Annotated in this window: 17 protein-coding genes; 10 read left to right on the top strand and 7 right to left on the bottom strand. The window is 72.6% G+C overall.

The window, feature by feature from the left end; all coding sequences use genetic code 11:
- Positions 1 to 10: 10 nt before the first annotated feature.
- From Aiant_RS01680 to Aiant_RS01660, 5 genes are read left to right on the top strand one after another with little or no spacing between them, the layout of a single operon-like run.
- Positions 11 to 1,561, top strand: a complete 1,551-nt coding sequence (locus Aiant_RS01680) for a GMC family oxidoreductase (RefSeq protein WP_189335624.1) — start codon at positions 11 to 13, stop codon at positions 1,559 to 1,561.
- Positions 1,558 to 2,370 carry a glycosyltransferase family A protein gene (locus tag Aiant_RS01675; protein WP_189335625.1) on the top strand — a complete coding sequence of 271 codons (813 nt, stop codon included), beginning with the start codon at positions 1,558 to 1,560 and terminating at the stop codon, positions 2,368 to 2,370. Before Aiant_RS01680 ends, Aiant_RS01675 begins: the two co-directional genes overlap by 4 nt.
- Positions 2,367 to 4,427, top strand: coding sequence for an HAD-IIIC family phosphatase (locus Aiant_RS01670; RefSeq protein WP_189335626.1), 2,061 nt, complete (start codon positions 2,367 to 2,369; stop codon positions 4,425 to 4,427). Before Aiant_RS01675 ends, Aiant_RS01670 begins: the two co-directional genes overlap by 4 nt.
- Positions 4,424 to 5,380 carry a ribonucleotide-diphosphate reductase subunit beta gene (locus tag Aiant_RS01665; protein WP_189335627.1) on the top strand — a complete coding sequence of 319 codons (957 nt, stop codon included), beginning with the start codon at positions 4,424 to 4,426 and terminating at the stop codon, positions 5,378 to 5,380. The genes Aiant_RS01670 and Aiant_RS01665 overlap by 4 nt, the downstream gene beginning before the upstream one ends.
- The gene (locus Aiant_RS01660; protein ID WP_189335628.1) at positions 5,377 to 6,498 is read left to right on the top strand and encodes a glycosyltransferase family 2 protein; all 1,122 of its coding nucleotides are present in this window, start codon (positions 5,377 to 5,379) and stop codon (positions 6,496 to 6,498) included. Before Aiant_RS01665 ends, Aiant_RS01660 begins: the two co-directional genes overlap by 4 nt.
- Here the strand turns inward: Aiant_RS01660 and rox are convergent.
- The 4 genes from rox to Aiant_RS01640 all read right to left on the bottom strand — a co-directional run bounded on the left by rox (position 6,456) and on the right by Aiant_RS01640 (position 11,982).
- The gene (rox, locus tag Aiant_RS01655) at positions 6,456 to 7,871 is read right to left on the bottom strand and encodes a rifampin monooxygenase (RefSeq protein ID WP_189335629.1); all 1,416 of its coding nucleotides are present in this window, start codon (positions 7,869 to 7,871) and stop codon (positions 6,456 to 6,458) included. The genes Aiant_RS01660 and rox overlap by 43 nt on opposite strands.
- A gap of 149 nt (positions 7,872 to 8,020) precedes the next feature.
- Entirely contained in the window at positions 8,021 to 8,809 is a 789-nt protein-coding gene (locus tag Aiant_RS01650; protein WP_189335630.1) for a maleylpyruvate isomerase family mycothiol-dependent enzyme, read from the bottom strand.
- Between the two features lie 41 nt (positions 8,810 to 8,850).
- The gene (locus Aiant_RS01645) at positions 8,851 to 11,127 is read right to left on the bottom strand and encodes a putative bifunctional diguanylate cyclase/phosphodiesterase (protein WP_189335631.1); all 2,277 of its coding nucleotides are present in this window, start codon (positions 11,125 to 11,127) and stop codon (positions 8,851 to 8,853) included.
- 204 nt (positions 11,128 to 11,331) lie between these two features.
- Positions 11,332 to 11,982 carry a TetR/AcrR family transcriptional regulator gene (locus tag Aiant_RS01640; RefSeq protein WP_189335632.1) on the bottom strand — a complete coding sequence of 217 codons (651 nt, stop codon included), beginning with the start codon at positions 11,980 to 11,982 and terminating at the stop codon, positions 11,332 to 11,334.
- A gap of 82 nt (positions 11,983 to 12,064) precedes the next feature.
- Here Aiant_RS01640 and Aiant_RS01635 point away from each other — a divergent pair, with 82 nt between their 5' ends.
- From Aiant_RS01635 to Aiant_RS01620, 4 genes are all read left to right on the top strand, one after another.
- Positions 12,065 to 13,210 (top strand): FAD-dependent oxidoreductase, encoded by a 1,146-nt coding sequence (locus Aiant_RS01635; protein ID WP_189335701.1) that lies wholly within the window; start codon positions 12,065 to 12,067, stop codon positions 13,208 to 13,210.
- Positions 13,211 to 13,554: 344 nt separating this feature from the next.
- On the top strand, positions 13,555 to 13,905 hold the full coding sequence (locus tag Aiant_RS01630; protein WP_189335633.1) for a cupin domain-containing protein: 351 nt from the start codon (positions 13,555 to 13,557) through the stop codon (positions 13,903 to 13,905).
- Positions 13,906 to 13,932: 27 nt separating this feature from the next.
- Positions 13,933 to 14,757: a phosphotransferase family protein gene (locus Aiant_RS01625; protein WP_189335634.1), complete on the top strand. Its 825-nt coding sequence runs from the start codon at positions 13,933 to 13,935 to the stop codon at positions 14,755 to 14,757.
- A gap of 114 nt (positions 14,758 to 14,871) precedes the next feature.
- Positions 14,872 to 16,053, top strand: coding sequence for a GAF domain-containing protein (locus tag Aiant_RS01620; RefSeq protein ID WP_189335635.1), 1,182 nt, complete (start codon positions 14,872 to 14,874; stop codon positions 16,051 to 16,053).
- A 7-nt stretch (positions 16,054 to 16,060) separates the two neighbouring features.
- On the opposite strand, the gene Aiant_RS01615 is transcribed toward Aiant_RS01620, so the two are convergent.
- The 3 genes from Aiant_RS01615 to Aiant_RS01605 form a co-directional block, all read right to left on the bottom strand.
- On the bottom strand, positions 16,061 to 16,477 hold the full coding sequence (locus Aiant_RS01615) for a hypothetical protein (protein ID WP_189335636.1): 417 nt from the start codon (positions 16,475 to 16,477) through the stop codon (positions 16,061 to 16,063).
- Positions 16,478 to 16,520: 43 nt separating this feature from the next.
- Positions 16,521 to 17,330: an SAM-dependent methyltransferase gene (locus Aiant_RS01610; protein WP_189335637.1), complete on the bottom strand. Its 810-nt coding sequence runs from the start codon at positions 17,328 to 17,330 to the stop codon at positions 16,521 to 16,523.
- 174 nt (positions 17,331 to 17,504) lie between these two features.
- Positions 17,505 to 19,055: a DUF6461 domain-containing protein gene (locus Aiant_RS01605; protein WP_189335638.1), complete on the bottom strand. Its 1,551-nt coding sequence runs from the start codon at positions 19,053 to 19,055 to the stop codon at positions 17,505 to 17,507.
- A 73-nt stretch (positions 19,056 to 19,128) separates the two neighbouring features.
- Between Aiant_RS01605 and Aiant_RS01600 the strand changes: the two genes are divergently transcribed.
- Positions 19,129 to 20,043, top strand: coding sequence for an AEC family transporter (locus tag Aiant_RS01600; RefSeq protein WP_189335639.1), 915 nt, complete (start codon positions 19,129 to 19,131; stop codon positions 20,041 to 20,043).
- Positions 20,044 to 20,071 lie beyond the last annotated feature (28 nt).

Below are 20,071 nucleotides of genomic sequence, written 5' to 3'. Positions count from 1 at the left end.
ACCGACCGACATGACCGAACCGACTCGTACCCTGACCGGAGGGCATCCGCCGCCGGAGCACGCCCGTGTGGTGATCGTCGGTGGCGGGTTCGCCGGGCTGGAGACCGCCCGGCACCTGGCCGAGGCGGGCGTCGACGACATCCTGGTGGTCGAGGGCGGCCCGGTCGGCGACCTGGTGCACACCAACGTCGCCCACGACCCGGACACCGCCGTCGAGATGTGGCTCGACCCCGAGCGGGACCCGTACCACCGGCGGCCGTGGAGCTCGGACAGCGACCGGCACTTCGCCGGCAACGCCGGGATCCGCGCCCGGCTGGGCGGCCGGTCGCTCTACTGGTACGGCGTCACGCTGCCGATCGACTCCTGGGCCCTGGACGAGCAGCACTGGCCCGCCGCGGTCGCCGACGACCTGACCCGGTCCTGGCGCGGTGGCCCGTCGCTGTACGAGCGGGTGGCCGGCGACCTCGGGCTGACCTGGGCGGACGGGACGATCGCGAGCACCGGCCAGGCCCAGCGGGTCGGCGGGTTCACCCTGCGGCCGACGCCCCGGGCGTCTCGCGCCCACCCGGGCCGGCCGGGGCGCTGGTCGGCGTACTCGCCGCTGGACCACTGGCGGGATCCGGCCACCGGCGCCGTCGGCGAGCCGCCGGCCGGCGTGCGCTTCCTGCTGGACAGCCCGGTCCAGCGGGTCCTGCTGCGCGACGGCCGGGCGGCCGGCATCGTGGTGGACGACCGGCGGACCGGCCGGCCGGCGACGGTGACCGCCGAGACGGTCGTGCTCTGTGCCGGCACGGTGGAGAACAGCCGGCTCGCCATCCAGGCGCTGACCACCGCGACCGGGGCGCCACCCCGGCTCGGTGGCCTGGCCGACCACCTCGCGCAGGGCTTCTTCGTCCGGATCGACGCCCGGCGAACCCCCCGGCCGTTGCCGGTCCGGCCCGGCTCCTACTACCTGCCGGTGCCCGAGGCCCGCTCGATCCTCTTCCTGTCGCTGTGGCGGGTGTCCCGCGACGAACTGATGCTGGACGTCAAGATCAACGGCGAGTTGCCGCCCGACCCGGAGAGCCAGGTCGCGTGCCTGCCGTCGGCCGGCCACCCGTGGCCGACCACCGTGCGCTCCACCGTGTCCACCGCGGGCCGGGCCGTCGTCGCCGCCCAGCAGGAGGTGCTCGCCGACGTGTGGGCCGCGGTCGCCGGCGCCTTCGGGCTGGCCGGCGAGCCGGCCTTCGGCAGCTACGACGAGCCGCGCCTCGGCAACACCGCCGTGCTGCCGAGATACCGCGAGCAGTACCCGATCGGCGTGCCGCAGCCGTGGTGCAGCGCGCTGGGCGCCGAGGACCACGAGGGCGGCACGCTACCGCTCGGCGGGGTGCTCACCGAGAACCACGAGTTCGCCCGGATCGCCGGGCTGTACGCGGGCGGCCCGGCCACCTTCCCGCGGATCGGCGCGGCCAACCCCTCCCTGACCACGATGGCGCTGAGCCGCCGGCTCGCCGCCGTGCTGGCCGACGAGTTGCTCGCCGAGGCGCCCGGCGCCGGACACCGGAGCGAGCGATCATGAGCACCCCCGAAGTCGCCGTCGTCACGCCGACCCGCAACCGCCCGCACCTGCTGTGGCGGGCGGTGGAGTCGGCGGCCGCCCAACAGGACGTCCGGATCCGGCACGTCATCGTCGGCGACGACTGCCCCGTGCTGGCCGACCCCGCTTTCGTCGCCCGGCTGACCCACGCCTTCCCGCACGTCACGGTCATCAACACCACCCCGCGATCGCATCCGCGGGTGCAGCACGACTACCGGTGGGCCCGGGTCGCCCGGCTGCGCAATCTCGGCTCGGCCGCCACCGACCTGGAGTTCATCGCCCACCTCGACGACGACAACACGTGGGACCCCGGTCATCTGAGCTCGCTGGTCGCCGGCCTGCGCGCCGACCCGGCGGCCGAGCTGGCGCACGGCTGGCGACGGCTGCTCTACGACGACGGGTCGCCGTATCTCATCCCCGAAGGCCTCGACCCGTGGAACGACGACCCGGAGAGCAGCGCCAAGTCGTACGCCTTGCTGGTGGCCTCCGGGGTGGTGACGCCAGGCTCCAACATCCTGCGGGACCGGATGTCCTGGAACGGCATCCTGCTCGGCCGGGTGGACAACAACGAGCTGATGGTCCGGCGCCGGCTGTTCGACCGGATCCCGTACCCGGAGGAGTTCTCCCGCTGGAAGCAGAAGCTCGGCCTGGGCGACGACGCGCTGCTCAACTATCTGCTGCTCAAGGACAAGGTCGACATCGTGTGTACGGAACGGGTGACGGTGAACTACTTCATGGGCGGCAAGTCCAACCACGAGACGTACGTGCCGCTCGCGTCGGCGGCGTCATGAACGGCGCGCTCCGGCTGGACGAGGCGGTCCGGCTGATCACGGTGTCCGGGCACCACGTGCTGATCGACGTGGCCCGGCTGCAACGGATCACCATCGCCGCCGAGTGGCTGAGCCTGTGCGAACGGGCCGCGGCCGGCTGGGCCACCCGTGACGACCTCGCCGAGTCGGCCGACCCCGCGCACCGGCCGGCCGCCGCGGCCTTCGTCGAGTTCCTCCTCCAGCGGGGCTTCCTCGTTCACCACGAAACCCGGCAACACGCCGCGCTGCCCGACGTGGTGGCCACCGGCGACCTGGACACGTACTGGAAGCCCGTCGCGATCAGTGCCGCCGACCTGGCGCCGGGCAAGTCCGAGCTGCGGCCGGTCAGAGCGCTGCTGGTGGGTGGCTGCGTCGCGCAGTTCGCGGCCGATGCGCTGGTCCGTGCCGGCCTGCGGCGCGGACTGGCGGTGACGCCCACGCACGAGTGGCCGGCCATCCGCGGCCGGCTCCGCGAGCTGGTCGACCGCCACCAGCCCGACGTGGCCGTCCTCCAGCCCACCGTGCAGCCGTTCCTCACCGGTCTGTGGGACGACGGCGTCTTCGCCGGCCCGGGCGAGCGGCGCCGCCGCCTCACCGTGATGAAGCGCGCGTTGAGCTCGGCGATCGCCGAGTTCGCCGAGGCGCTCGGCGCCCGGCTCGGGATGGTGCACAACGTGGCGCCGCTGGCCGTCTCCCCGTTCGGCCGGTACGACTTCCGCCAGGAGACAAGCCACCGGGAGATCGTGGCGGACCTCAACCGGCACATCGACGAGCAGGTCCGCCAATACCCCTCGCTGCTGGTCGTCGACGAGGAACGGCTGGCGGCCCGGCACGGCGCCGGGCTGCTCTTCGACGACCTGCTGTTCCCCTTCGGCCACCACGGCGGCCGGCCCGACCCGGCGATCGAGTCGCCGCACCAGCTGCCCGCCCTCGGCGACGCGCTGGCGGAGGAGTACGTCGCGGGTTACCTCGCCCAGCACGGCCTGGACCGGATCAAGTGCGTGGTGGTCGACCTGGACAACACGCTGTGGCCCGGGATCGCCGCCGACGACGGCTTCGGCTGGGTCGACGGCGACGCCACCAGCCGCTGGATCCACCTCGGACTGCACCAGGCGCTGCGGGTGCTCCGCCAGCGTGGCGTACTGCTCGTCACGTGCAGCAAGGGCACCGAGGCGGCCACCCTGCGGGCCTGGGACGCCGCACCCGCCGGACCGCTGCTGCGGCCCGACGACTTCGTGCTGCACCGGATCAACTGGGACGCGAAGTCGGCGAACCTCGCCGACATCTGCGATCGGCTCGGCGTCGCGCCGGAGGCGACGCTGTTCCTGGACGACAACCCGGTCGAGCGGGCCGAGGTGCGCCGCCACCTGCCCGGGGTACGTGTACCGGAACTGGCGGTCTGGCAGTTCCGCGAGTTCCTGCTCACCGAGCCGGGGCTGGAGTCGGCGACCGCCACCGACGAGGCCCGGCAGCGGACCGAGACGACCCGGGCGATGCTGCGCCGCGCCGAGCTGATCGAGGAGGGTGGCGCCGACTTCCTGCGCGAGCTGGACGTGGTGGCCCGGGTGTGGCGGGCCGAGCCGGCCGACCTGCCGCGCGCGGCCGAGCTGCTCAACCGGACCAACCAGTTCACCACCACCGCGTGGCGCACCACCGAGGCGGAACTCGCCGCGCTGACCGCCGGCGGCGCCGAGCTGTACCTGATGGCGGTGACCGACCGCTTCGCCGAGTACGGCACGGTCGGCGCCTGCCTCATCGTCGGCTCGACGGTCCGGGCGCTGGCGGTGAGCTGCCGGGTGATCGGCCTCGACGTCGGCCCCGGATTCCTGGCCGCCTGCCTCGGCAACCACCCGGGCGACGCAGGCGTGACCGGGCGCATCGTGCGCACCGACCGCAACCACGCCGCGCAGGACGTGTTCCTGCGAGCCGGCTTCGCCGCCGCCGCGGACGGCGAGTTCGTGCTCGAACCCGGCGGCCGGCTCGTCGACCTCGGCACCCTGCCCCAGCGTTTCGCCGTACGAGAGGAGACCGTCCGATGAGCAGACGGTGGAGCACCCTGCTGATGGACACCGCCGACCTGACCCGGTTGCCGGACATCCCGATCGGGCAGGTCGACACCCACGCCGAGTCGATCTTCGGGCAGCGACTGGGCCCGATGGCCCTCTACCGCCGCTGGGAGACCCAGCAGTGGGAGGCCGAGGCGGTCCCGCTCGCGGCCGACCGCGAGGAGTTCGACGCGCTGCCCGAGCTGTTCCGCACGAAGATCCGCGAGCTGGTCAACACGTTCGTCGTCGGTGAGTACACCGGCCTCGACCTGCTCGGGCCGATCCTCGGTGGCTGCCCGGACGAGCAGGGCCTGATCTATCTCGGCACCCAGGTCGCCGACGAGTCGCGGCACACCGTGCTGCTCGCCAAGATCGCCGTGGACCTGCTCGGGATGGAGCCCGACCTGCGGTCGATGCTGCCGCTGATCTGGGCCGAGATGACCGTCCCCCACCGGGAGCTCAGCATCGTCGAGGCCGACCTGGTCCGGGAGCTGGCCGACAAACCGTCGGACTACGGCCGGTGGATCCGCGCGGTCACCCATTTCCACCTGATCACCGAGGGGGTGCTGGCCCTCAACGGGCAGCGCAACCTGATCAAGGGGCTGCGCCACCGGCAGGTGCTGCCGGGTCTGCAAGCGGGCTTCACCGCGATGGCCCGCGACGAGTCCCGGCATGTCAGTTACGGCATGCACGCGCTGCGCCAGGGCCTGCGGGAGGGCTACCACGACGAGGTGATGGACGTGCTGGAGCACTGCGCGCCGCTGGCCGTCCACATCGAGCAGCGGGGCCACGCCGAGACCCCGCACGCCCGGCGGACCGCGCGGGAGCTGACCCGCGAGCTGGAGCGCCGGCTCAACCAGCTGGACCTGCCGCGCACCTCGATCGACCACATCCTGACGGTCGCCGCCCGGCCGTACACGCCGCCCGGCGCCGAGGACCTCGGGTGAACGTCAGCGTCGTCATTCCCGCCTACAACTCGCGATCGGCCCTGGAGCGCTGCCTGCGCACGCTGGGAAAGACCGGACACGACCCGGATCTTTCGTACGAGGTGATCGTCGTCGACGACGGCTCCGACGACGGTACGGCCGAGCTGCTGGCGGGGTTCTCCGGGCCGTTCGAGCTGCACTCGGTGTTCCTGCCCCGCACCTCCGCGTCCGGGCGGGGCGCGGCCCGCAACGCCGGCATCCACCGGGCGACCGGGGAGCTGATCGTGATGCTCGACGCGGACCAGCTGGTCACCCCCGGCCTGCTGGCCGAGCATGTCCGCTTCCACCGGCTCCGGCCCGACCTGGTCGTCGTCGGCCGCCGCGACGAACTGGCGCCCGGCCCGGTCGAGGGCCCGCCCCGGGTCGTCGCGGTGGACAGCCGCGAAGCCCTGTATGCCGAGTTCTCGGCGAACCTCAACAACCTGACGACCTGCTGGCACCACTTCTACAGCTGCAACGCCTCGGTACGCCGCGAGCACCTGCTGGCCGTCGGCGGTTTCGACGAGTCCTTCCGCGGCTGGGGCCTGGAGGACACCGAGCTCGGATTCCGGCTCCGGCAACGCGGACTGGCGTTCGCCTACCACCCCGGGGCGCTCGTCCACCACCAGCATGCCCAGCGGATCACCGCCCGGATGTACGCCGAATGGCGCCGCAACCTGCGCCGCTTCGCCGACAAGCACCGCAACGCCCCGGAGGTGGCGCTCCAGTCCGTCATCGGGCGCCCAGACATCGGCTGGGAGGAGGCGATGCGCCGGTTCGAACACGCCGCCCGCGCCCTGGCCGGCCGGTTGCCCCGCCCGGTCGCCTGCCAGGTGCTGACGGCCGACGACGCGAACGCCGGGGCCGTCCTGCCCGGCCTCGCGGCGCTGGCCGCCACCACCGACCTGCTGGTCATCGACGACACCACGGGCGCCCGGCTGTCCGGCCCGGTGCAGTGCCTCGACACACCCCACGAGCTGCTGTATTTCCACCGTCCCCCGGCCGGCCGGCGAGCCGCGATCCTGGCCCGCTGGGGCCGGCACGAGGGCGGGCGCCGCTATGCGGGGCGGCTGGGGGAGCCGAACCAGCGGGACAGCTGAGCCTCCAGGCCCTGCTGGTCGTCACCGAGCCAGGTGACGTGGCCGTCGGGCCGGAGCAGGACGGCGGCCGCGTCCAGTTCCTCGCTCACGTCGGCCACGTGATCGACCCGGTCGGTCCAGCCGGCCACCGACAACCGGCCGGACTGGTCGAGCAGCAGACCCCGGCCGGTTCGCATCAGTTCGAACAGGCGGCCGTGTTTGAGCCGCACGTCCTTCAACCGGCGGCCGACCAGGACCTGCTCCGAGCCGAAGTCGTACCGGACGTCGATCGCCGTCACCTGCCCGACCAGGTAGCGGTGCACGTCCTCGAAGTCCATCAGCCGGGCGATCAGCCCGCGCACCGGTGCGCTGTTGAGCATCTCCGACTGCACCCGGGTGTTCTCCAGCACCTCGGCGGCCACCGGATGCCGCTCGGCATGGTAGGTGTCCAGCAGACCGGCCGGCGCCCACCCGTTGACCTCGGCGGCCAGCTTCCACCCGAGGTTGAAGGCGTCCTGCACACCCAGGTTGAGGCCCTGCCCGCCCAGCGGCGGATGCACGTGTGCCGCGTCCCCGGCGAGCAGCACCCGCCCGGTCCGGAACGCCGCGGCCAGCCGGGTCGCGTCACCGAACCGGGACAGCCAGCGCGGCGAGTGCGCCCCGAAATCCGTCCCCGCGTACGCCCGCAGCTGCTCCCGGAACTCCTCCATGGTCGGCTGCCGCGCCGACCCGGCCTCCGCGGCCGGGACCACCACCCGGTACAGCCCGCCCTGGGTCGGCCCGGCGCCGAACCGCAACTGCGTCTTGCGCACCTCGGTCATCACCGCGGCCACCTCGTCGGCCGGCGCGGTCAGCTCCATCTCGCCGAGCAGCGCGTCGTTGCGCGACGGCTCGCCGGGGAAGTCGACGCCGAGCAGCTTGCGCACGGTGCTGCGGCCGCCGTCGCAGCCGACCAGGAAACTGCCGCGCAGCCGGGTGCCGTCGGACAGCTCGGCGGTCACCCCGTAGTCGTCCTGGGTCAGCCCGGTCAGCGCGCAGCCGGTCCGGATCTCCGCACCGGCCTCGGTGGCGTGCTCGGCCAGCAGCCGATCGGTGACCGGCTGCGGAATGCCGAGCGTGTAGGCGTGCGCGGTGTCCAGCCGTTCCGGCGCCGGTTTGTGCACTCCGCCGAACCCGCCGGCCGCCGGATATTGCGTGCCGGCCTCCAGAAATCGTTCCAGCAGGCCGCGCTGATCCATTATCTCGATGCTGCGAATGTGCAGCCCGAGCGAGCGGACGTGCGGCGGCCGCTCGCTCTCCTTCTCCACCACGACCACCCGCACGCCGTGCAGTCGCAGCTCACTCGCGAGCATCATGCCGGTCGGACCGCCACCGGCAATGATCACGTCAATCACGAAAAGCCCCCATCGCCATTTCACCGTAATTGCCGTTCCGCCGGCGATTCTCCGCCACGGTGGGGGCCTTGCCGCAAGCCCCCATTCCCGCGCTACGGTTGAGGTGGCGGGAGGAAATAGCTATTTCACGGTACGCCCGCCGCAGCCCCTCAGAAGCCGGGGAACACCGCGCGCAGCCCGTCGAGGGTCACGTTGCCGGCCACCTCGACCCCGGACGGCGTGTGCTCGGGCGCGAGACGCCCCACGATCAGCCGCAGCGCGGACTCGAGCGGCCCGGTGAACACCGCGGTGGCGGTGGCACCGTCCGAGGTGAAGTGGGCGCTGTCGTCGAGCACGATCCGGTACGGCGTCCCGTCGAGCTGGACCACCGCGGGCTCGCCGATCGCCTCGGGCTTGGCGATGAAGCCGAGGAAAAAGCTCAGCCCGCCGTTGAGGTGCTCGGCCAGCAGCTCCGCGGACTCGGGCGACAGGCGCGCGGCCGGATCGGTGGCGACCCGGATGTCCCAGCCGTGGTGGACCGTCTCGCTCAGCCGGAGGCCGGCGAAGGTCGCGAGCGGAGCCGGCGCGGGCAGGAAGCCCGGGTTGATCCGGAGCGTCTCGTGCTGCTCCGGCGTCAGGCTCTCGAACGCGGCCACCAGCGCGGCGTCCGACTCGACGGCGCCGGCGGCCTGCGCCTCGGGGCTCATCGCGTTCCACCGGTCCCACACCCGCTGGTTGAAGTCCGGTCCCGGCGCGTCCGCCACGCCGGTCGCGGCCCGCAGGCCGGCCAGCGTGATCTCGGCGCCGCTGCCGAGGTGCGAGAACACCTGGGCGACGGTCCAGTCCGAGGCGCCGGACGGGCCTTTGAGCCGGTCCGCGGAGAGGGTGGCGCCGGTCGCGGCGAGACTGTCGTGCTCGGCGCGCAGGGCGGCGATGGTGCGCTCGGCAGAAGTTGTCATGACACATAGGGTAGATCGATGATCCGGGTGATGCGGTGCGGTCAGGAGGCGGTGGGCAGAGCGGCGAGCGACTCGCTGTAAGTGATCAGCCAGCGGTCGAACTCGTCCGGCGGCATCGGCCGGGCGTAGTGGTAGCCCTGCGCGATGTCGCAGCCCAGCTCCTGCAGGGCGACCACCGCGGTCTCGTCCTCGACGCCCTCCGCGACCACCTGGAGGCCCAGGTTGTGGCCGAGCGTGATCGCCGTCCGCACCAGCACCTCGTCGGCCCGGCTGCTCGCCATGGCCTGCACGAACGACTTGTCGATCTTCAGCTCGTCGACCGGCAGGCGCTGGAGGTACGCCATCGACGAGTGCCCCGTCCCGAAGTCGTCCAGGGACAGGCTGATGCCCGCGTCGTGCAGGGCGCGCAGCACGGTCAGCGCCCGGTCCGGATCGGCCATCGCCGCGCTCTCGGTGATCTCCAGCTTGAGCAGGGCGGCGGGCAGCCCGGTGCGGTACAGCAGGCCGAACACCTGACCGGCGAAGCCCGGGTCGAGCAGGCAGCGGGTGGACAGGTTGACCGCGATCGGCAGCGGGGTGCCCCGGTCGGCCCAGAGTTTCGCCTGGCGGACCGCGATGTCCAGGACGTGCGTGGTGAGCGGGCGGATCAGGCTGGTCGACTCGGCCATCGGGATGAACCGGTCCGGCGCCATCCGGCCCAGCGTCGGGTGCTGCCAGCGGATCAGCGCCTCGACGCCGGTGACCCGGCCGCTGGCCAGGCACACCTTCGGCTGGTAGTGCAGCGACAGCTGGTCGTCGGCGCCGATCGCGCGGCGCAGGTCGCCGAGCAGCTCCAGGCGGGTGTCGGCGCCGGTGTCGTGCGCGGCGTCGTACTCCTGCACGGTCGCCGCCTGCTCGCGGGCCAGGTGCAGGGCGGCGTCGGCGTGCCGCAGCAGCGTCTCGGCGTCGGTGCCGTGCTCCGGGGCGGCGGCCAGCCCGGCGTTCGCCTCCACGTCCAGGTGGAAGTCGTCGATCAGGAACGTGTGGTGCAGCGCGGCCAGCAGCCGGTCCGCGGTGACCCGGGCGCTCGCCAGGTCGTCGCCGGGCAGGAGCACGGCGAAGTCGTCGGCACCGATCCGGGCGACCGTGGCGCCGGACGGCGCGGCCTCGGTGAGCCGCTGCGCCACCTGGATGAGCAGCAGGTCGCCGTGCCGGTGCCCGAGCACGTCGTTGACGGTCCGGAAGCCCTGCAAGTTGATGATCAGCGCGGCGGCCGGCCGCCCGCCCCGCAGGGCGGTCCGGGTGCGCTCGTTGAACTTCTCCCGGTTCGGCAGGCCCGTCAGGGCGTCGTGGGACGCCGCCCGGCGCACCGACAGCGCGTGGCTGCGCCAGCTCAGCCCGGACACCAGGATCGTCAGCAGCGCGCCGAGCAGCAGGGCCAGCGACCAGACGCTCAGACCCTGGGTCCAGCCGCCGTCCGCCGACGGTGCGGAGACCGCCACGTACCAGTCGTTCGCGTTGTTCAGCGTCGCCGGCATCCGCTGGAACGCCACCCGGCGCCCGTCCAGGGTCATCGTGCCCTTGAGCTTGCCGGCGCGGACGAGCGGCACGAACGTCTGGTCGACGTTCTCGGTGATCGTGGTCTCGACCCGGGAGTCGACGAACACCTGCCCGGACTCGGCGTCCACGATCGACGCGGCCCGGTCGCCGGTGGTGGCCGGCATCCGGAAGCTGTCCAGGCTGGTCTCGAAGTGCACGATGCCGGTGTGCCCGTACGCGGTCAGCAGGATCGAGTTCGAGATCACCGCGCGCCCGGTGTCCGGCGACTGGTACGCCCTGGTCTGGTAGACCCGGGCCGGGCCGAGCGCCATCGTCGGCCCGAAGTACGACGCCATCTCCTCGTTCTGCCGCAGGTCCTTGGCCGCGGACGAGTAGCCGTCGACGACCCGGGCGATCTGCGTGCCGTCCTGGTCGACGAAGCACGCCTCGCCGACCCGCCCCGGATACAGCTGCTCCAGGTAGGCGAGCGCGTCGTTGACCCGTTCCAGCAGCGGCCCGCCGGCGGCGATCTTCTCCTTGTTGGTGCCCGGCGCCTTGTAGAAGTCGATGAACACCGGGCTGTCCGCGAGCACCTGGGCGATCGCCCGGGACTGGTCGAAGTAGTTGCGGACCGCCGCGGTCTGCTGCTCCAGGGTCAGGTCGAGGGTGTGGTCCTGCGCCGTGGCCTGTTTGTCGCGGGCCGCGAGCACGCTGGTGACCACGCTCGTCACCAGCACCAGGAGCCCGATGAGGAAGCCGGCCGAGCGGGCCAGACGAGCAATCGCCGAACGGCTGATCATCGTCCTCCTCACCTCGACACCCACGCCACCATGCCCGTGATCGGTCAGGAGAGGATCATGCTGAGATTTCCGGCCGAGGGGTCGGTGAACGGGCGTCTGCCGATGCGAATGGATCTCGTCCTGCGCTTTGATTATGGGCCCGTCATGCCCCGGTTCAGTCCCCTTGGCGATGATTTGAGGCGGGTTGCCGGCCGGACCGCCCGGTCACCGCGGCGCGGTGCCGGCGCCGCCGTCCAAGCCGATGAGCCGCGCGACGATCGCCACCTGGTCGGCGAAGTGCTCGATGAACTCCGCTGAGCGCGGATCCGCCCCGCACAGCCCCTCGATCACGTGCGGCAGCGTGGTCGTCGCCATGCACGCGGCCATCAGGATCACCTGGAGGCAGGCCGGATCGACCTCGGCCGGCAGCCGGCCCTCGGCCTGGAGCGCGCGCAGCTCGGCGGTGCCGCCCTGCAACATCCGGGTGCGGGACTCGCGGTCCGGGTCCTCGTCCGGGCCGGAATACTGAAGGCCGCTCCAGGCGAACATCCGCACGCCCTCGGGGCTGCGCAGCGCCTCCAGCGCGTAGGCCCGCAGCTGCTCGGGCAGTGAGGCGCCGGCCGGGGCGAGCTCGGCCCGGCGCTGCTGCCACCGCTCGGACATCGCCCGATACAGCCCCTCCTTGCCGCCGAAGTAGTACGACACGAGCTGCTGGTTCACCCCCGCCCGGGTGGCGATCGCCCGGGTGCGCGCCCCGGCGAAGCCGTGCTCGGCGAACTCGACGGTCGCGGCGTCCAGGATGCGCTGCCGGGTGCGCTCCGGGTCGCGCTGACGCTCCTGCGGTGTGGGTGACCTGCGCGGACGTGATGACGGCACGGGCTGATCATACCGCCGCCTGACACAGTCAAGTAATCATTTGATTGACAAAGGCATGCGGGCGGTTGATACCGTGCCGGGCATGACGCGAATCCTCATCAGCGGCGCCGGGATCGGTGGTCTCGCGCTCGCCCAAGCACTGCGACAGGGCGGCTTCGACGTCGCCGTCTACGAGCGCGAGCCCGGCCCGCGGAGCCGCAACCAGGGCTATCGCCTGCACATCGACCCGGATGGGAATGCCGGGCTGCGGGAGTGCCTGCCGCCCGCGGTCCTCGACCGGGTCCGGGACACCAGCGGGATCAACGGCGACCTCGTCGCGTTCTACACCTCCGGCCTGCGGCAGGTGCACGCGCAGGAGTTCACCGGCATCCCGGACAGCGAGATCACCAACGTGGACCGGGACGTCTTCCGGCAGGGCCTGCTCAGCGGCCTGGAGGACGTGGTGGTGTTCGGCCGCCCGGTGACCGGCTACGAGATCACCGCGAGCGGGCGGGTCAGCATCGGGTTCGACGAGGGCGATCTGCTGGTCGGTGCGGACGGGGTCGGCTCGGCGGTGCGGCGGCAGCTGCTGCCGGGGGCGTCGCCACGAGACCTCGGACTGCGCTGCGTCTACGGGCGGATGCCGCTGTCCGGCCCGGCGCTCCCGGCCGATTTCGCGCGGGGATTCTGCTGGGTCACCGGCGACAACGGGTTCGGCGCCGGCTTCGCGCCGGTGCGGTTCCGCGATCGGCGGCCCGGCTACCTGATGATCGCTCTGGTCGCGGCCGCCGGCCGGTTCGACCCCGAGCGGCGAGATCCCGCGGATCTCTGGCGGACCGTGGGCGAGGCGACCGCCGATTGGCATCCGGAGATTCACAAGCTCGTTTCGTACGCCGACAGCGGCTCCTTCTTCCCGATCACGATCCGGGCGAGTGACCGGGTGGAGCCCTGGGCGTCCGGGCCGGTGACGCTGCTCGGCGACGCGGTGCACACCATGCCGCCGGCCGGTGGGGTGGGCGCCAACGCGGCGTTGCGCGACGCGGCGAGCCTGGCCCGGGAACTGCTGGCCGGGGGAGCGGTGGGCGACGCGGTCGCGGCCTACGAGCGGGTGATGATCCCGCGCGGCTTCGACACGGTGGAGAACTCGGTCCGGATGATCGGCCGGATGACCGGCTCCGCTACGGGAGTGCCGCCAGCAACGCGTCCAGCCGCGTCGCCAGATCACGCAGGCGGGACAGCGTCGCGGTGACCTCCGCCCGGCCAAGGGGCTCGGCGGCGCGCTTCGTCGCGGTGACATCGAGCCAGCCGCCCTGCGCGGCGACCCAGCCGCCCGGAGATCCACGGCTCGGCGGGGACGGCGAGGGCGCTGCGTTCGGCGTACGCAAGGATCGCCTCCCGGAAGGCCCGCGGATCGCCACCGGACCAATCCACCGCGAGGCCGGCGATTTCCGGTACGGCCGGAGCCGCCCCCGCCGCGTCCCAGTCCAGCGCGAGCAGCGTGGCGGTCTGGCTAGCGGGGCCGGTGGCGGCGTGCCCGTGGGATCTCGAGCGCCTTCGTGGTACTGTAGTCCCACGAAGGCGAGGAGGGGTGCCATGAGCAGCGACGATCCGGCCGTCACCGACCCGGAGCTCTACCAGGTGGTCTTCGAGAATGAGCGGGTCAGGGTCCTGGAGTATCAGGACGCCCCCGGCGACCGGACCCACCCGCATCGGCATCCCGACAGCGTGATGTTCACGCTGACTGCCTTCCGCCGGCGGATCAGCCACGGCGGGCGCGAGGTCGAGGTGGACCTGCCGGCGGGCGCCGTGCGCTGGGTCGGCGCCCAGGAGCACGCCGGGCACAACATCGGGGAGACGCCGACCCACTCGATTTTCGTCGAGCTCAAGGAGCCGGCGCCGGCCGGAGCCGCCACGCCGGATGTCCTCGGTCCACAGTCCAGCTGACGCGCCTCGCCCTGCGACCATGGAGCGATGACCGAGGCGGACGTCCGTGCCGCGGTGGCCGAGGGCCTGCCGGGCTACGAGATCGGTGCGATCGCGCTGCTCGGCGAGGGAGTGGACCATCGGGCGTACGAAATCAATCGGCACCTGATCGTCCGCCTCGCCAAGTCCCCTGACCCGGACGAGACCGCCCGCGAGGCTCGCCTGCTGACCGCGGTCGCGGCGGTCGCGCCACTCCCGGTGCCGTCGCCGGCGTTCGTCATCCCGGAGCGCGGCTGTCTCGCCTACTACAAGCTTCCCGGAGTTCCCCTGCTGGAGCTGCCTCAGCAGTTCCGGGCGGCCCACGCCGCGTCGATCACCGCGGCGCTCGGTGAGCTGCTGACCGCCGTGCGGAGCATCCGGCCCGGCGAGGCCGAACCCGACGACCAGCCGCCGGGGGAGTGGCTGCGGGAGACCGCCGAGCTGTATCCGGCGGTCGCTGCCCACGTCCCGCCGGCCTACCGGGCAAGGATCGAGGCGTTCCTGCGCGCGGAGCCGCCGCCCGGTGATCACTCGCTGGTCTTCTCGCACAACGACCTCGGCATCGAGCACGTCCTGGTCGACGAGTCCGGCACGGTCACCGGCGTGATCGACTGGTCCGACGCGGCCCTGGTCGACCCGGCCTGTGACTACGGCCTGCTCTTCCGCGACCTCGGCCCGGCCGCGCTTCGCGGGACCGACCCGGATCTGACCGGACGTGCCGTCTTCTATGCGCGGTGTGCCGTCATCGAGGACCTGGCCTACGGCCTGGAAACCGGTCGGGCCCGCTATGCCGAGAAGTCCCTCGCCGCCTTGGAGTGGCTCTTCCCGGGCTGAGCCGGAGAGGGCGGACCGGGGTGGTCGCGTGCCCGGCGAAACGCCGCGTGCTTCACTACTCTGCCGGTGCCGGGGTCATCGGCCGATCGCCCCGACGTCGAAAGAGGGTTTGACATGACGGCCGCCGAGGACGTACGCGCCCTGTTCGGGGAGTCCGTCGCCCTGTTCGCGTCGCTGACCGGTCCGGACCATGTGGTGGAGACCGCGAATCCGGCGTTTCTCGCCCTCGTGGGTGAGCAGCGGGGACTCGCCGAGCTGATGCCCGACGTGGCCGGCCAGAAACTGATCGCGGTGCTGGACGAGGTCTACCGCACCGGTGAGCCGCGGACCGTGCGGGACACGCAGCTGATCAAGGCGGCCTATGTCGACATCAGCCTGGAGCCGCGCCGGGACGCCGGTGGCGAGGTGATCGGGATCCGCCTTATCGGCGTGGAGACCACGCAGGTCAAGCAAGCCCAGCGGCTGATGGCCGAGCACCGCGTGCTGCTGGAGCAGATCGCCCGGCAGGCGCCCCTGGCCGAGGTGCTCGACGGGATGGCCCGCAGCATCGAGAACCTGGCGCCCGGCGAGCTGCTGGCGTCGGTCCTGCTCGCCGACCCGGACGGCCGGCACCTGCGGCACGGCGCCGCGCCGAGCCTGCCCGAGTTCTACAACGAGGCCATCGACGGGATCGCCACCGGCGACGGCGTCGGCTCGTGCGGCACGGCCGCGTACCGGCGGGAGCCGGTCATCGTGACCGACATCGCGACCGACCCGTACTGGGACGACTTCCGGGAGCTGGCCGGCCGGGCCGGGCTGGCCGCCTGCTGGTCCACGCCGATCCTGGCCCGCGACGGCGGCCTGCTGGGCACCTTCGCGATGTACCACCGCGCGCCGCGGGTGCCGCAGGAGTTCGACCTGGCCCTGGCCCGGGTCTTCGCCGGGACGGCCGCCCTGGCCATCGAGCGGCACCACACCGAGCAGGCCCGCCAGGCCGCCGAGCACGAGCTGGCCACCGTCCTGGACGCGGAGCGGGAACTGCGCGCCGAGGCCGAGCAGCGCGCGGCCGCCGCCGCTCAGCTCACCGAGCGGATCCGTGCCGCCGCGGCCGCCCAGGCCACCCAGCCGCATCCGGACCGCTGCCAGCTCGGCGGCGAGTCCGGGTGCGGGGAGCCGGCGGAGATCAAGGTCGCGGACTCCTGGGGTGACTCGGCGTGGGGCTGCCCGGCCCATGTCGAGGAGGCCATCATCAACGTCCGGTCCGTCTTCATCGCCAACGAGGAACTCGGCGGTCTCGGGGCCTACCTCAAGCGCTGACGACGGCTCAGTCGCGCGAGGAGGCCCAGGCCAACGCGACCGCGGCGGCGTCCTCGGCGACCGCCCCAGGGATCGCGAAGTCGTGGTCCGCGGCGTAGGCGCGCCAGCGTGCCCCGGCATAGCTGGCACCGGCCGCGGCCAGCCCGGCGACGATCGCCGGACCGGCGATGCCCACGCCCCGGCGGCGGGCGAAGGTCGCCCCGGCGACCGCGCCGAGAGCCACCCGGCCGGCCAGCGGGGCCGGGCGCAACCGGCTGGGCGCCTTCCTCGACTTGTCGAACGCCATCTCGCCGAGCGCGGCGGCGCCCGCGGCGATCCGGATCCAGCCCTGCTTGCGCAGGGCCAGCCGGGCCAGCGGGGTCATGCTGCGCGCTCCGGCGGAGGCGCCGAGGACAGCGGATCGGAGCAGAACTCTGTCGGTCATGAGCGGCGAGTGCCCACACCGGTGATCATCAAACGGCGGTGCCTCAGCGGACGCGGCCGACGATGGCGTTGAAGGCCACGTCCTCGACGGCGGGGCGCGGCTGGGAGGCCTGTTCCGGCCACCACCGGGCGACGGACTGGACGCCCGGCTCGATCAGTTCCAGGCGGGTGAACAGTTTCTCGAGTTGTTCGCCGGTGCGGGCCCGGAACCGGCCGTCGCCGTTGGCGGCCTCCAGCTTCTCGATCGCTTCGGCCGGCAGGTACTCCCAGGTGGAGTGGGAGGCCACCACGTAGCTGCCGGACGGCAGCGCGTCCAGCAGGGTGTCCACGATGCCCTGCGGGTCCTCGTCGTCGCGGACGAAGTGCAGCACCGCCACCAGCATCACGGCCAGCGGCTGGGTGAAGTCGAGAGTCGCCCGCACCTCGGGGTCGTCGAGGATGCCGCGCGGGTCGCGCAGGTCGGCGTCGATGTAGGCGGTCGTCCCCTCCGGGGTGCTGGTCAGCAGCGCCCGGGCGTGCGCGAGCACGATCGGGTCGTTGTCGACATAGACGATCCGGGCCGCCGGATCGATCCGCTGGGCCACCTCGTGCGTGTTGTCCGCGCTCGGGATCCCGGTCCCGATGTCCAGGAACTGGCGGATCCCGCGCTCGGCCAGGAACCGCACGGCACGGTGCAGGAACGCCCGGTTCTCCAGGGCCGCCAGCCGGATCGTCGGCATGGCCGCCTCGATCGCCTCGGCCGAGGCCCGGTCCGCGGCGAAGTTGTCCTTGCCGCCCAGCAGGTAGTTGTAGCGCCGGGCAGGGTGCGCCACGGTCGTGTCGATCCGGTCCAGTGCGTGCCGCCGGTCAGCCACCGACGCCTCCTTCAAACCGAGCAGAGCCGAGCACGAGCCGAGCGAAACGTGCCGATCCCCGGCCGGCTCCCGGCTGGGGATCTGCCCAGCATCGTAGTACTCGATCTTCCATCCGGAGTGGACAGATCGGTCACAGCGGGAGAACACCGAGGTGGGCCGCGACCCGCGGACCGCTCAGGCGGCCGTGCCGAACCGGACCCGCAGCTCGGTCACCAGGTCCTCGTCGCGCCCGTCGAAGGTCTCCAGCGCGGTGGTGAACGTGTCGGTCAGAGCCTTCGCCGGATCCGGGTTCACCGTGTTGAAGATGGTGATCACCGCCATCGGCGCGCGATCGATCCGCTCCCGCAACTCCGCCCGCTGCGCCTCGGTCAGCCGGTCCCCGAGCTGGTCCAGCGGCAACCCGGTCGTCGCCGTCACCAGTGCCGCCGCCGAGATCAGCCGGAACACCGCCCGCCGGTCCGGGAACGGCAACGGCTCCCCGCGGTCCAGCGCCTCCAGCGCCGGGCGCGCCCAGTCCAGCCCGTCCAGCCCGGCGACCTCGAACGCCCGCCGCGCCAGCCACCGGGCCGCCGCCCGCTGCTTCTCCGCGTCCCACGACGCGAACTCCTTGGCCAGCACCCCGTACGCCGCGGTCGAACCCAGCCCGAGACCGCCCGGACGCGTCGGCGCACCGTGACCGGAACCGGCCGTCGCGAGCGCCGCCCGGACCGGCGGCGCGGCCGGCAAGTGGTGCAGCGCGCGCAGCGCGCAGCGCCGCAGGACCACCGCCTGGAGACTCCGGTCGCTGTCCCGGATCGCGTACGTCGTGCCGAACCGCTCCCGCGGATCCCCGGAGGGCACCGCGGCCGCCGCGATGTCCTGCACCGCGTGCATCGCCCGCAGATCGTCGTCGACGCGTTCGTGCAGCTCCCGCAGCCGCGTCCGCAGGTCCGGCCCGAGCGGCCGCCCGGCGTCCAGCGCCGCCAGCACGTCGCGCACCACCGGCTCGTCGATCAGCCCGGCGTCCTCGGCGATCAGCCGGGCCCGGAAGGCGGCCATCGCCGGAACGTTCTCCAGGATCGGCGCGGCCAGCATCCGCTGCACGAAGGGGTGATCGAGAGCGGCCAGTCCCCGCCCGCCCTCCGGCACGAGATCGTCCGGGACCAGGGTCAGCACCGCCCCGGGCAGGTCGCGCTCCATCAGGTCGAACGGCAGCCGGACCCCGGTGAGCCGTTCGGCCAGGGCGAGCCCGGCCGCCTCCGGGATCAGGTCGTCCTCGTAGCCGAACGGCAGCCCCTCCAGCAGCTCGTCGAGCAGCTTCGGATTCTCGCCGGTACGCCGCTCCGGCCGGATGTGGTCGATCACCACCTGGGTGCGGTCGTCGCGGACGTAGCTGAACTCGGAGCGCCCGTTGACGTTGCGATACACGTTGAACGCGATCCCGTCACCGGCCGCGGCCGCCCGGCGCAGCACCTCGGAGCGATTCCCCTGGCAGCCGTTGACCTCGATGCCGATCCGCCAGTCGCCCAGTTCCGCGACGACCAGGGTGGCCGGCTCCTCGCCGTACGGAAATCCGTCCAGGACCTGCGCCAGATCCGCCTGCGGCAGCATCGCGGACGGGTCGCCGCCGAAGGCGGTGATCAGCGCTGCGTCGTCGAGGCCCCGGACGAAGGTGAGACAGAACGCCTCGCCCCACTCCGCGTCCACCAGCATCCGGTCGTAGTACTCCGCCGCCTCGTCCCCCACCCGGTCACCGTACGACCGACCGCCGCCCCCCGGAGTCGAATCGATCACCGGTCGCCCGATAGCGTCGGCGATCATGGTCGCCGCGCTCTCCGGATTCCTGCTGATCGGGGTGATCGTGGCGGCCGGCTGGGGGCTGCGCCGCTGGAGTGACCTGCCGCCGAACGCCGAGACGGTGCTGGCCCGGGTGGTCTGGCTGGTGCTCAACCCGTGCCTGCTGTTCACCGGGGTGGCCGCCGCGGACCTGACCGCCCTGTTCAGCGAGCCGCTGCTTATCTCGGCCGCCGCCGCGTTGCTCTGCTTCGCCCTGCACCCCGTCGTCAGCAGGAAAACTGACAAGGGCACTCGGATAGTCGGCTCGCTGGCCTCCGGCTACGTCAACGCGAACTACATCGGGATCCCCGTCGCCACCTACATCCTCGGCGACCCCGCCCTGGTGGTCCCGATCATCATGGTCCAGCTTCTGATCATCACCCCGATCGCGCTGACCCTCCTGGAACTCGCCGCAACGGGACGCGCCGTACTCCGCGACACCCTGATCGCCCCGGTCAAGAACCCGATGATCATCGCGGTCCTGCTCGGCGCGACCGTCTCCCTGACCGGCCTCCACCTACCCCGCCTGATCCTCGATCCCCTGATCACCATCGGCCACGCCGCCGTGCCCCTGGTCCTGATCGCCTTCGGCATGTCGCTCTCCGGCCGCCGCGTCCTGGCGCCCGGCCCGGACCGTGCCGCGACCGTCGCCGCGGTCGTGCTCAAGACCGCCGCCATGCCGCTGCTGGCCTTCCTGCTCGCGACCGCTTTCCGTCTGGAGCCGCAGGAGACGTACGCCGTGACCGTTCTTGCCTGCCTGCCCACCGCGCAGAACGTCTACCTGTACGGCCAGCGCTTCACCGCGGGCCTGGTCGTGGCCCGGGACACCATCTTCCTCACCACGCTGGCCTGTGCCCCGGTCGTCCTATTGGCGACACTGTTGTTCACCCTTCGGTGAATAGGCAGCTCAACCTGGGCATGGCACC

This window comes from Actinoplanes ianthinogenes (assembly GCF_018324205.1).
GTDB classification, from domain to species: Bacteria; Actinomycetota; Actinomycetes; order Mycobacteriales; family Micromonosporaceae; genus Actinoplanes; species Actinoplanes ianthinogenes.
The sequence above is the reverse complement of the archived record's forward strand: the minus strand, read 5'-3'. Positions and strand labels throughout refer to the sequence as shown.